At 43.0% G+C, this 12,581-nt stretch carries 9 protein-coding genes; 3 read left to right on the forward strand and 6 right to left on the reverse strand.

Going from position 1 to position 12,581, the window contains the following annotated elements; genetic code table 11:
- Positions 1-96: 96 nt before the first annotated feature.
- The 5 genes from MHM99_RS07540 to MHM99_RS07560 all read right to left on the reverse strand — a co-directional run bounded on the left by MHM99_RS07540 (position 97) and on the right by MHM99_RS07560 (position 7,098).
- The gene (locus tag MHM99_RS07540; protein ID WP_239218778.1) at positions 97-600 is read right to left on the reverse strand and encodes a hypothetical protein; all 504 of its coding nucleotides are present in this window, start codon (positions 598-600) and stop codon (positions 97-99) included.
- Positions 601-951: 351 nt separating this feature from the next.
- Positions 952-1,620 (reverse strand): hypothetical protein, encoded by a 669-nt coding sequence (locus MHM99_RS07545; protein WP_239218780.1) that lies wholly within the window; start codon positions 1,618-1,620, stop codon positions 952-954.
- A 604-nt stretch (positions 1,621-2,224) separates the two neighbouring features.
- Entirely contained in the window at positions 2,225-3,103 is an 879-nt protein-coding gene (locus MHM99_RS07550) for a nuclease-related domain-containing protein (RefSeq protein WP_239218782.1), read from the reverse strand.
- A gap of 87 nt (positions 3,104-3,190) precedes the next feature.
- Positions 3,191-6,484: a DUF3427 domain-containing protein gene (locus MHM99_RS07555; RefSeq protein ID WP_239218784.1), complete on the reverse strand. Its 3,294-nt coding sequence runs from the start codon at positions 6,482-6,484 to the stop codon at positions 3,191-3,193.
- Positions 6,484-7,098: a class I SAM-dependent methyltransferase gene (locus MHM99_RS07560; RefSeq protein ID WP_239218786.1), complete on the reverse strand. Its 615-nt coding sequence runs from the start codon at positions 7,096-7,098 to the stop codon at positions 6,484-6,486. Before MHM99_RS07560 ends, MHM99_RS07555 begins: the two co-directional genes overlap by 1 nt.
- A gap of 191 nt (positions 7,099-7,289) precedes the next feature.
- Between MHM99_RS07560 and MHM99_RS07565 the strand changes: the two genes are divergently transcribed.
- Both MHM99_RS07565 and MHM99_RS07570 read left to right on the forward strand, forming a co-directional pair.
- The gene (locus MHM99_RS07565; protein ID WP_239218788.1) at positions 7,290-9,383 is read left to right on the forward strand and encodes a TonB-dependent siderophore receptor; all 2,094 of its coding nucleotides are present in this window, start codon (positions 7,290-7,292) and stop codon (positions 9,381-9,383) included.
- A 167-nt stretch (positions 9,384-9,550) separates the two neighbouring features.
- Positions 9,551-10,072, forward strand: coding sequence for a hypothetical protein (locus MHM99_RS07570; RefSeq protein ID WP_239218790.1), 522 nt, complete (start codon positions 9,551-9,553; stop codon positions 10,070-10,072).
- Between the two features lie 73 nt (positions 10,073-10,145).
- Here MHM99_RS07570 and MHM99_RS07575 read toward each other — a convergent pair whose 3' ends face one another.
- A complete protein-coding gene (locus MHM99_RS07575; RefSeq protein WP_187446326.1) occupies positions 10,146-11,366 on the reverse strand; it encodes an acyl-CoA dehydrogenase family protein in 1,221 nt (406 codons plus the stop codon).
- Between the two features lie 213 nt (positions 11,367-11,579).
- On the opposite strand from MHM99_RS07575, the gene MHM99_RS07580 reads away from it, so the two are divergent.
- A complete protein-coding gene (locus MHM99_RS07580) occupies positions 11,580-12,503 on the forward strand; it encodes a LysR family transcriptional regulator (RefSeq protein ID WP_075177690.1) in 924 nt (307 codons plus the stop codon).
- The last annotated feature ends 78 nt before the right edge of the window (positions 12,504-12,581 follow it).

Below are 12,581 nucleotides of genomic sequence, written 5' to 3' on the forward strand. Positions count from 1 at the left end.
AGTTTGAATTCTTTCGAGTAGCTTTTTCGGGTTTTCATATACACTCCAGTTGAGATAATTATCTCTTAACTGGGTGTGTGAATCTATTGGAGCACGTCACGAGCCGTTGCGCTTCTTCAGGTGTCTCCGGATGGTATTTCTATCCGCGCCAAGTAACTTTGTAACTTTGGCTGTCGGGGAGGTGATAGTGGGCAGTTCTAATAAACCATCTTGTAAGTGAGGTGGGCAGTTAAGAGCAAAAGCATAAGCCGCACTCAAAACCGATGAATATTCAGTGCTAGTCAGCAACTTGAATAAGATGTATTCCCAAGATAATTCTGTAATAAGACTGTCAGCTACATCGTCAACGGAGAGTAAATGGATTTTCGCATCGCGAGGGCAAGTTTCTATATATGACCAGCCTGAGAACAGTGCAAAACGGCCTTGTGGTAACTTGGTTGCATAAGGTAGTTCTTGGAAAGCGGTCGTCATTCTGGAATAGAATTTTCGCGAACCGATATAGCGACAAATGGCTAAACAATCATACGCACCCAAAGCAAGATCGTGTATCTGAAGCTTGCTGACACTGACATGCTTTACAGCCCCGACAATTCCATTCATAAGTGACTCTCCAACAGCGTAATAAACACTATTGTAAGGAGTTTTAACTCAAGAAAGCCGGACTGAAGAGAAGCATAACTTCACTTTCTTTTTTGCTCAGAAGAAACTAGGTATTTTTAAGGGGTTTTTTATCTTAATTTGGGTAAAAAAGTTTTGAAAACGTCTTGGTCTTAGAAGGTATATGACTTTTGCCTTCTCGCTTCGTCGCCTTGAATGTGATGAAAAATAATGTGTCATTTTTTCGTCTGAAGATAATAGTGCCCTTCGCAGTGCGTTAAATGTTTATGCAAATTTGTCCCTTGAGTAAAGGTGGATGGAGGCGCTTTGTTAGAATTTAACGGGCTGTTCAATTCAAGGCGGTAGACCAACTTTTGCACGAACCATAGCTTCCAGGTCGAAGAGCGATGCATCAGGCATACATGGATATGTTTTAGCTTTTGAGCATAACAAAGCTAACTGTTCTTCTATTGTCTCGTAGTCTCTCTTAAAATCAAGATTAATGCCAAATGGAGCTTGCGTGATAATTTTTTGTACACGAGAATCAAGAGGTATGGTCCAAACTGAGTAACCTCGATATTGCCAAAAATTTCTACTTTGCTTCGGGCCAATCCCTCGTATATCAGTTAATAATTTTGCTGCAGAACGTTCGATTTTCAATCGCTCCTCTCTCTGATCAACGTCTACAGATAAAATTTTACGTTGGTACAACTTAATCCTATGCCAGTTTGTCTCGTCAGAAAGCCATTCAAAAGCTTCGAGTAAAAATTGTACTTTTTTGCGATTATCAGTGAAGCCCTGAACGTACTTCGCAATATTAGTTTCGTTTGAACAAACCTCGCTCCACTTAAGGTATGGTGAGCCTAAAGCAATTTTAGTTCTATTATTACCGCCAGTTGACCTTTGCCGAGTCGATAAAATTGAGACCATTAAACCTTGCCAAGCCCCATCAATATTTTTTCTTCTCTTTCTTCCTTCAGTATTTCTCAAATAGCGGGTCTTGAAGAAGGAGTTATCTGGCAAAGAATGCCCCATCTTTTGTAGTTCTTAACAACTCTTACTGAATCTTTCATTTGATAATTGCACCCTAATAGAAAATTGTACACAAACATTTTGTCACTTCGGAAAAATACATCTTTCACATACTACTGCACGGATAAAAATTTAATTTATATGAGTCCTTCAGACGACGGGACTAAAGCCAAGCTCACCGTTAGTTTGAAAAGTTAATCAAGCAAACTGTTGCCGGCGTAGACTTTGAGTACAGACTAAAAAAGCAGATCGAAGGATGAAGCTTTCTGAGCCAAAAATAAAACTTAACAAGCATGAAAACTACTCTAAATAAGTTGTTCGGAAACATCCCGCGAACGGTTCGGGTGGTCGATATATGTTCAATTTGAACATATATTTTGGACGACTTGTTGTGACTTGACCGTGACCACCGGGGTTAATTGTTGTAAATTGAACTCAGGCTTAATGGGGGTTAAGTTATTGATTAATTGTGTGAAGTCTGTTTTCGCCGGTTATCCCCGAACTATGCCGTTTGGCGTTAATGCTCTCCGGAGGCAAAGGTCATAGGCTCAAGTTTGTAGCAAGTATCTCTAGAGGTAAAATGACCAGTTACGTATCAAAATAGATCCGACCCTCGCATTGTTAAAGCTTCAAGTTGATGGTTAATACGATCTAGAGATGAATTGTCTAATACGGTTTTTTTAGACAAAGCATAGTGTTTGGTTAATGAGTTATGATTCATAATTGGAATAACAGGCTTTTGTTTATATTCTATGAACCAGCCAGGAATAACTACTACGGGACTAGCTACCACACTCATACCGGTGCTTTGAGTTAACTGCTTACTTAGCCAATCTGCTTGTCGCTTTGCTTGCTCAACCGTCGACGTATCTGTGTAATGTGGGAACTGAATTTTTTCGCCCTCTACGGTTAGTTTGTGAGAACTCTTAGAGTTTTTTACGTTTGGTTTCCGCCTTCCTTTAGTTTCGATAGCTAACACACCTCCAGGGAACGTTAGTACATGGTCAATATTGAAATTAGGTGCCTGTACGTCGTGAAAAACTCGTACTCTATTGTCTGATATTTTCGACAAAGCGAATGAAACTGCCCACTCGGCTTCTATTCCTAATCTGGCGATTCTAATTTTACTGAAGGCTCTTAATGCTTTGGACAGCGAATAAATAGCGGCTGCAAAAAAGATAATGCCGTATATCAACCAGTTCTTTGATACGTCCACGAAACCTAGCAGCTCAGCAATTGTTGGTAATGAAAAAGGCAGTTGGAAATATAAGGTTGAGAGTAGTGCATATACCAACATGTCTAGCGAAGAGTCTCTATGCTGCTGCAACAATGTAAAGGCAGGGATTCGTGCCGTACGTGCATAGTCAAAAGGTATACGTGATTTTTTATCTGTAATCTTGTTGTAGCAAGCGGCGAAAAGTATCACTAACGCGAAGGGGAAAAGAGATATCGTCATTACGAAAAATATTTCCATGTACAGTCCTTGTTTCAAAGTACTTTAAAATTTTAAGTTGAAATGATGAGTCCGCGAACCTTTGCATTTACCTAGATTATTCACAATTCAACTCAATAACTCCCAAGTCACATTCATCGGTTTTTCACTCTCATGACTTATATATTTCACCTCGCCATAGAACATAAAAGGTGAGGCTGTTCTCCCTCTCAATTTACTCTCTCGAACGAAAAGATAAACGCGGCTACCCAATTTCTGATGTTGAATTATTTCTCTGCCACGCTTATTACTTGGTGAAGTGCTGTTTTGCGACTGCCAATGAAAATGTTTATCGTCAATAAAGTAATCATGGTATTGATGTTCGCTGCCTTTCCCTTGTTTGTTTAGGGTAACCAACAAAATTTGAACACTCTTTTCTTTGAGTACGACATGACCCGATTGCCAATTTCCAGGGTTAAAATCTTCATTAAACAGTGGTGGGATCTCTTCACGCATTAGTTCTTGACCTACAAAAAGCTCAAGCGGGTCGACTTTTCCTTTTAGACGCGCGAAAGTCACCATTTCTTCACTTGCCATGAGATCATCATAATCTGGATTAGCTGCTCTCAATATATAAGAGCCATCTGGATTTTTGAGTACTTTTCTCAGCAAGTACTGATTGTCGCCAGTTTCATCCTGCCTTTCGATGGCGACTATTGTATTGCTAATACTACCAGCATTATTTGGTGTAATTTGCTCTAAAAGCAGGTAGTCACCATCATAAATAGGGTTCTTACCGCCGTTCATGGAATTACCAGATGCACGAGCGATGAAATGTCGAGAGTTGTCTATATTTCCATAGCCATATGGTGCATTTACAAGTTCGGACGCCTCCGCGTTGCCCGTTTTGAAATGCCCGCAAGCTATTTTGATGTCAGGGAAAAAGGGAAGCTGCACTTTCTCGTGAAACTGAACGATATTATTGGAAGAAGGGGCCGTTATAGCTAACTTCTTATGTCTGTATTTGGCAAGACGTTGGTTATTAATCTCAACGGTCATTGCTAAAAACAAATCATGTTGAATTGCTGTGATACTTTGTTTGAAATGAAATTGCTGATTGCTAATGTTAAACCATGAAACCTTCGATTCAGGCTCTTCAGTACACCAAAACTTAATCGGATTACTGCGCCAATGGGCTCGCCATTCTGATTTATTTAACGACGCCAATTGTTGTTTGCTTCCCGGTAAATCTAAAATCCATTCTGGGTTATCTAAAAACCACTGTCGTGCCCACTCTGCTAAATCATCAACACTTACCTGAGATTGAAAAGCTTTATGCTCAATTAACGTGGCGATTAATACTAACTTGTAGCACTTCGAAGTACGAGTAACAGCTAGATCTTTAAACCACTGTAGGTGCTCTTCAAGCACTTCCAGTTCGTCAGCTTTGAGGTCGCCCTTGCTATCAACAAACTCCCACCATGATCCCCTATTTCGTCTAAGCTTTTCTAAGCTCGCGCCTGACTGATAGAGCTCTGTATAAGTAGGCCTTCTACCTAAGGTTTCTTTTAACTTATCGTATTGGATATCAAGCTCGTCTTCAGATAGGCTTGTTAGGAAATCGATAAATTCTAAGTCAAAGTTTACGTAACAACCGGCTGGAAGTAGTTTATTGGCATTTTTTGCAAGGTCGACCATTTTTTTACGGCCTTGCGAGCCATCTATAATGCTAGCTAATAACATTTCTGGGCGGTTTAAAAAGCTATGGTGATTACCCACAAAGTCTAAAATAATAAGCCTATCCTTTCCTTCGCTTTTACGAAGGCCGCGCCCCATTTGCTGTAGAAAAAGTATCTTCGATTCAGTAGGCCTGAGCATTAATACGGTATCTATCTTCGGTAAATCGACGCCTTCATTGAATAGGTCTACCGAAAATAATATTTTAATTTTACCGTTGTTAAGTTTCTCTAAGGCTTCGCTGCGCGTAAGTGAAGAGTCCGAGTGAACACTCGCTGCTGCTACACCTTGTTGATTAAAGTAATCTGCCATGTAATCGGCGTGTTTGCGCGATACGCAAAAAGCCAGTGATACATCTTGAGACTTTGACTTCCACTCAGTGAAAACATGTTTTGCGCGGCCTTTGGTCGCTAATTTATTAGATAGCTTTTCGGGGTCGAATTTACCATTGCGCCAGGGCAGGTGCTCGTAATCTACTTCTTTGTCGAAAATACCGAAATAAGAAAAAGGGCATAGCACATCTGCTTTTACGCCATCGAACAGGTCTTGCTGGTAAATAAGATTGTTGTCACATAGTTCGAGGATATCGCTACCGTCAGTCCTATTCGGTGTTGCGGTTAAACCTAACAAAAATGACGGCGTGAAATGCTCTAATAATCGTTGATAACCACCCGCAGCGGCATGATGAAACTCATCCACAACGATATAATCAAAAGCAACAGCTGGAAACTTAGCTAGATGAGACGACTGTCCAATTGTTTGGATAGAGGCAAATAGAAAGTCATATTCTTCATCCTTTTGCCCTCCACTGTATCGACCTACCTTTTTGTTTGGGTGTATCTTAAGAAAGCTAGCCTCTGCTTGAAGTAATATCTCTTCTCGATGTGCTACAAAAAGTACTTTTTTTGCATTTATCTGCGCAACATCAAAAGCCGCTAAGTATGTTTTACCCATACCTGTTGCTAGTACCACTAGACCTTTCTGAATCCCTCCTTCTCGAGCCTGCTCTAGTGCTGCTAGTGCTGTTACTTGGTGCACTCTTGGCTCCGGAATTTCATGCTCTTTTTCATCTGGTAAAGATGCAGCAGAGTGAGTTGGTGTAACAACTCTTGCAGTGTTGTACCTAATTTCGTAATCAGCTATTAGGTCATAAGTTAATGGCTTAACTTGAGGCAAAGTGAAGAGGTAGCGATACTGCTCTCGAATTTCCTCAATTCTAGCTATCGCTTCTCTATCGTTGTCGTTTGGATAGTCAATTCGGTAGTTCCACTCAATACCGTCGGTAAGTGCAGTTTTACTGATGTTGCTAGAGCCAACAAACGCTCTGGCTGAGGTTAACGTTTTGCCACTATTTTTGACAAAAATATATGACTTTAAATGAAAGCTGGTGGCTTGCTTACTTTCAAAGATTTGAATTTCAGCACCTCGTTCCTTAAGCAACATTAAACGCTTCAAGGCTTGTGGTTCAGTTATGTTCATATAGTCTGAAGTCAGCAATGACAACTTTACATTGCGCTCTTCCGAATTCATCGCATCTTCAATGTCTTGAATGATAAGGCTCAGGCCCGACATACGAATAAACGAAACTGCGATTTCTATACTTGTCGCATTTTTTAGGGCGTCGCGAATTTCATGTAGAAGGTACTGCTTGTTTCTACCGGTAACCAGATAATTTGAGGCAGTCATTATCCCCTCACCACTTCAACCGTAACCCACTTTACATCATCACGCTGCAAGCCATCTTGGCTTGGAACAGGGTTTAAATTGCGTGCAGTTAGTCCGTTGCTTTGCGCTAAAGTCGCCAATTCCTCATAACTGACAGGGTGCATGGGCCTTGCATCATCATTGGAGCCGAAACGAAGGCTTATATACATGATTCCATTTTCTGAAAGTAAATCAGCTAAACGGTTTAACGCGAGTGGCCTTTCAGATTCTGGTAAATGCATCCAAACAGCAGAAAGCAGTATTAGGTCGTATGTTTTTGGCGCTTGGGGTAGGGTGGTAAGCGCAGGTAAGCTGGCGTTACACCATGTAACACTGTTATGTGAATTGGCTTGTGCTAGGTTTCTTAGCTCATTTGCAGGCTCTACAGCTATTACTTTCCATCCTTTTTCGGCTAACCAATTTGCATCGCGGCCACCCCCAGCGCCTACGTCTAACGCAAAGCCTGCTTCAGCTTGCTGTAAAAATGCTTTCCAATCAGTGTGCACACTTTCTGCATCAACCGAATTGTATAAGTCGAAGTAATGCTGCGCTTTTTCACTGTAATGCTTAATGGTGTTTTTTGTACTGCTAGTCAAAATGTCGATGCCTCCCTGATCTGAGGTACAGATTATCGCATTCCCACAAACGCAGCTACCTTTACCATTTTGTGAAATCTCTTTTTAGAAACTTAAATAGCAATAATTATCATTCAAATTAGCTTTAATTTATCTTATACTCCCCCGCCGTAAAGTTCTTAACCCTTCATAACCAAATAACAGAGAAAACCATGAAACTAAGCAGTTTATTTGCACTAACGCCTATCGCGTTTGCTTTGTCGGTAAATGCGCAAACAACTCAAAGCGATACAGTAGAAGTTAAAGAAGCAGACGTAGAAAAAATTCGTATTGTAGGTGTTCGCCAAAACCGTGTTAGCCGCGGTGCAACTGGCTTAACCATGGAAATCAGTGAAACGCCTCAGTCTATCAGTATTCTTTCTGAAGACCTTATGCAGTCGTTCGGTGCGTTCAACATTAATGACGCACTAAAGCTAGCGCCTGGTATTAACGTAGAAGAGTGGGAAACTAACCGTACTAACTACACAGCACGTGGTTTTGAAATTAAAAATACCCAAATTGATGGTGTAGGCCTGCCTAACGACTGGGGTATTGTTACCGGTTCGGTTGAAGCTTACGGCTACGAAGAAATTGAAGTTATTCGTGGTGCGAACGGCCTGCTTACTGGTGTAGGTAACGCGTCAGGTACCATCAACTATGTGCGCAAACGCCCTACTAACGAAGAAGGCGGCGAAGTGGGTGCAAGCGTTGGCTCTTACAACTTCAAGCGTGTTCAAGGCGATTACTCTATGCTGCTTACAGAAGACGGCAGCTGGGCGGCGCGTGTAGTAGGTAGCTTTGAAGATAAAGAGTCTCACCTAGATGGTCTAGAAAACGATCGCGGCTTTGTATACGGCGTTATTGACGGTCAGCTAACGGATAACGCAACGATAACCTTCGGTTTGTCATACCAAGACGCCAATACCGACGGCAACACGTGGGGCGGGCTAGTATTCAACTATACCGACGGTACGCAAGCTGAGTGGGATATTAATGACACCACTACGCAAGAATGGACCAAGTGGGATACTGAAACCACTAACGCCTTTGTTGAACTAGACTATGAGTTCGACAACGATTGGCAATTGCTACTTAGCTATAACTTCCGTGGTTACGAAGATGAAAGTAAGCTGTTTTATGCTTACGGTGCCATTGATAAAGAGACTGGCCTTGGTTTAGTTGGCTGGCCAGGTCGTTACGATTCTGAAATTGACTCTCACCTGTTAGAAGGCCGTGTATTCGGTGATTTCGAGCTGTTTGGTCGCAGCCATGAAGTTAACTTTGGTGTAAGTCACGCTACTAGCGACGACGTGTCTTTTGTTCATGCGTTTGACTACGCTACTACTCCTGCATACGGCCCAACACCAGCATTCCCATACGGCTTGGATGCGATTGCTGAGCCAGAGTGGTTAGGTGTGTCTGAGTACTCAAATATTGAGCAAACACTAACACGTTACTTCGGCTCTGCTCGATTCAGCGTAACAGACGCAATGCACATCATTGCTGGTTTTAACGCGATCGACTTCGAGCGTACTGGCCAAAACGCGGGCGCGGTTATCGATAACTCAGAAAGCGAAGCCAGCCCTTATGTTGGTGCGACTTACGCGGTAACAGAAGATGTTAATGCGTATGTGAGCTACTCTGACGTATACCAGCCACAAGAACAGTATGACGTAAACGGCCAATACCTTGACCCAACTAAGGGTAAGAACTTTGAAGCGGGCTTCAAGGCACAGTGGTTCAACGACAGACTACTAACAACTTTCGCTTACTTCACCGCTGAACAAGATAACTTGGCAGCATACGCAGGTACTAACCCTGAAACTCTTCAGTACTACTACAAAGGCGTATCGGTAGAGTCTGACGGTTTTGAAATTGAGCTAGCGGGCCAGTTAACTGATGATCTGCGCATTAACGCGTCTTACACCAACATTGATGTAGAAGACGAGCAAGGTAACGACGCTAACCTATGGGCACCACGTGATGTAGTGACGTTCCAACTAGGTTACACCGTACCGCAAGCGCCAGAAATTGAAGTAGGTTTTGGCGGTAGATGGCAGTCTGAAATCAGCAACGTAGACTACAATGTTAAGCAGGGCGCTTACTTCTTAGGCAACGTTTATGCTTCACATGCATTTACAGAAGATTTCACCGTTCGCATGAACATCAATAATATCTTCGACAAGAAGTACATTAACAGCCTACATACGGTTGGTTACTACGGTGCGGGAATCAACGCTCAGTTGAGTGCATCATATACGTTCTAATATGAACCAAAACATGAATGACAAAAATGCGGCATAGGCCGCATTTTTTGTTTGTGATTCATCATTAATGAAACAGTTTGCTTAGACTCTTAATTTAAATTTTTATTAATTGATTAAAATTAGACCAGTTGCTATTGTTTTAGAACGTTCAGAAGATGGAGTTTCAAATGAATAAACACTTAAACAAAGTGTTCCCAAGTACCGTTAAGTTGTCAGTACTAACGTTAGGTATTTTTCTTGGCGGCCACCTCGCCGCACAGACCGATAAACAAAGCTACGAAACAATCGACGTAGTAGGTGAGAAAACTTCTCCTCAACTGAAACGCGCATTCGACAAGCAACGTTTCGAGTTCCTAGAGTTGTATAACAGCATTAATGAGGTCGCAAAGTTCGACGTAATCTGTAAATACCACAAGCCAATTGGAAGCCAAATTGCCCGTAAAAGTTGCGAACCGCGTTATGTGAAAGACTTTCGTTCAATGATGATGCAAGTCTCGTCTACTGGCCCGGGAATTGATTTTAACCGCTTACCCAGCGATGACCATATTCGCTTTCTTACTAACGACACGAGAGAAGATGCATTCGAGCATGTTGCAGCGTTGATTGCCACCCATCCAGAACTATTTGATAGCTTTACTAAACTAGACGCTATTCACCAGCGCATTGAGCAGCGTAAAGAAGGCAACTAGCGCTGTCCAGTTTAGCTGTTTAACCTATAAAAAATGCGGCTTAATGAAGCCGCATTTTTTGTATCAATTATAACTACTGATACTTCTTAAGCTCTAGTCGTGACACCATGCCTTTATGCACTTCGTCAGGGCCATCAGCTAAGCGAAGGGCTCTTGCACCAGCGGCAAATCGCGCCAGTGGGAAGTCGCTACACATACCCGCACCGCCGTGAATTTGTAGTGCCATATCCACCACGCTTTGTAGCATATTCGGCACCACCACTTTAATGGCTGATATTTCGGTCATAGCGTGCTTTACGCCTAAGTTGTCAATTTTCCAAGCGGCGTGGAGCGTGAGTAAACGCGCTTGCTCAATAGCCATGCGTGCATCGGCTACGCGTTCTAAGTTGCCACCTAAGCGTATGATTGGTTTACCAAACGCAACCCGTTCGTGACCGCGTTTAAGAGCAAGCTCTAGCGCTTTTTCTGCCATGCCGATAGCGCGCATGCAGTGGTGAATACGGCCCGGGCCCAAGCGCCCTTGTGCAATAGCAAAGCCTTTGCCTAAACCCATAATTAGGTTGTCTTTGCTCACGCGCACATTATCGAAATGCATCTCCCCGTGGCCGTAAGGCGCATCGTAATCGCCGTAGGCATCTAGCATGCGCTTAATGGTGATCCCTGGTGTATCAAGCGGCACTACGACCATACTGTGGCGACTGTGCTTGTCGTTATCGGGGTTAGATAAGCCCATGAATATGGTTATAGCAGCGTTAGGATGGCCTAACCCTGTCGACCACCACTTTTTACCATTAATGACTACGTCATCGCCATCTTCAATAATGGTGGCGGCCATATTGGTGGCGTCAGACGAAGCAACATCAGGCTCTGTCATACCAAACACCGAGCGTATTTCACCTGCTAGCAATGGTTTAAGCCATTTCTCTTTTTGAGCGTCGCTACCGAAGTGATACAGCACTTCCATATTGCCGGTATCAGGCGCATTACAGTTAAAAATCTCTGGTGCAAAGAGGTATTTTCCCATGCGCTCTGCCATAGGTGCATATTCAAGCGTGGTTAGGCCCTGACCTAATTCAGCATCGGGCAAAAATAGGTTGGCTAGCCCAGCTTCACGCGCTTTAGCTTTAAGCGCTTCAGTACCAGGGTGCAGCTTCCAGCTTTTCCAGTCACCGTGATTATTTTCTTTATGGTGAAAGTCGTAAACTTCATCTTCAATTGGCGCTAAATGCTCGGCTATAAAATTATCGAGCTTCTCTAGTAAGGCTTTGGTTTTGTCGTTATGTGAAAAATCCATAGGGCACCTTTTTACATTCGTTGAAATTGTACTAATTAAATATAGAGAGTATTTGCTTTGCATCTCGCACTTGGGTCGCCGCAAGTTAAAATGTAGGGACTGTCTCTAAAGCGTGCGATAACTGTTCGTTAAACGCATAGTAGAGAAAGTTGTTAAGTGAATGAAATGAAATATAATCCTTAAATGGTGTGAATCTCATTCATGGTGGTGGCAATGTTCGAAAACAGACAATTCGAGAAGTTGGATCTAAACCTGCTAAAGGTTTTTGAAGCGCTTTGGCAGCATAGGAATATGACCCGCGTAGCTGAAGCGCTCCACATTACGCCATCGGCGGTTAGCCATGCCATGCGCAGGTTTAGGGATATTTTGGGCGATCCACTTTTTGTTAAAGAAAAACAAAGCATGTTGCCTACTGCGGCCTGCGAACGGTTAGCGCCCGCTATTCTTAAAGCCCTAAGCGATATCCGAAAAGCATTGGGGGAGTTTGCCGACTTCGACCCGTTACACAGCCATCAGCGCTTTGTTATTGCCATGCAAGAGTCTCTTGAATTAGGCGTTTTACCTGTCCTGCTTTCAACCCTTGAAAAACAAGCACCTAATGTCGAAATAGTAAGCACTCGCTTACATCGAGATACAATGCTGGCAGACTTAACAAATCGAAATCTACACCTTGTTATTGATATTGGTCGCGCCGTCGCTGCGCCCATCTCTCACTCACTATTGCGCCGCGACACCTACAAGGTGCTTATGAATAAGCAAAACCCGTTGGCACAAAATATAGATAAGAAGAAGTATGTGGCGGCACGCCATATAACGGTGTCGAACCGGGCAAAAGGGGCGTCGGTAGAAGAAATTGCGCTGCAGCAACTAGGTATAAGCCGTCCTTCATTATGGCGTTGCCAAAACTATCGCGCCGCGGCAGATGTGGTGGCTAGCACTAACGCTTTGTTAACTTTGCCAGGCTCTGTGGCTGATGCGGTAAGCGATGATAACCTGATTAGCACCAAACTGCCGTATCAGCTTCCCGCGTTGGAAACACACCTTTACTGGCATAGCCAGCAGGAAGGCGAGCCCGGGCTAATGTGGTTACGCAATTTAATGCTACACTTGTTCGCTGAATCTGGTCTTACCAGATAGGTTCTGATAGGATTCAGCGCTATAGGCATTATCACGCAGCTCACACTTTGCCAGCGATTGGCGGGGTTTAGTGCTAGC

The organism is Alteromonas sp. MmMcT2-2 (assembly GCF_022348305.1).
Classification (GTDB): domain Bacteria; phylum Pseudomonadota; class Gammaproteobacteria; order Enterobacterales; family Alteromonadaceae; genus Alteromonas; species Alteromonas macleodii.

Excerpts from the sequence above, each read along its gene's own strand:
- MHM99_RS07550 (WP_239218782.1), bottom strand. The coding sequence starts at position 3,103 with ATGGAAATATTTTTCGTAATGACGATATCTCTTTTCCCCTTCGCGTTA.
- MHM99_RS07540 (WP_239218778.1), bottom strand. The coding sequence starts at position 600 with ATGAATGGAATTGTCGGGGCTGTAAAGCATGTCAGTGTCAGCAAGCTT.
- MHM99_RS07565 (WP_239218788.1), top strand. The coding sequence starts at position 7,290 with ATGAAACTAAGCAGTTTATTTGCACTAACGCCTATCGCGTTTGCTTTG.
- MHM99_RS07575 (WP_187446326.1), bottom strand. The coding sequence starts at position 11,366 with ATGGATTTTTCACATAACGACAAAACCAAAGCCTTACTAGAGAAGCTC.
- MHM99_RS07555 (WP_239218784.1), bottom strand. The coding sequence starts at position 6,484 with ATGACTGCCTCAAATTATCTGGTTACCGGTAGAAACAAGCAGTACCTT.
- MHM99_RS07570 (WP_239218790.1), top strand. The coding sequence starts at position 9,551 with ATGAATAAACACTTAAACAAAGTGTTCCCAAGTACCGTTAAGTTGTCA.
- MHM99_RS07580 (WP_075177690.1), top strand. The coding sequence starts at position 11,580 with ATGTTCGAAAACAGACAATTCGAGAAGTTGGATCTAAACCTGCTAAAG.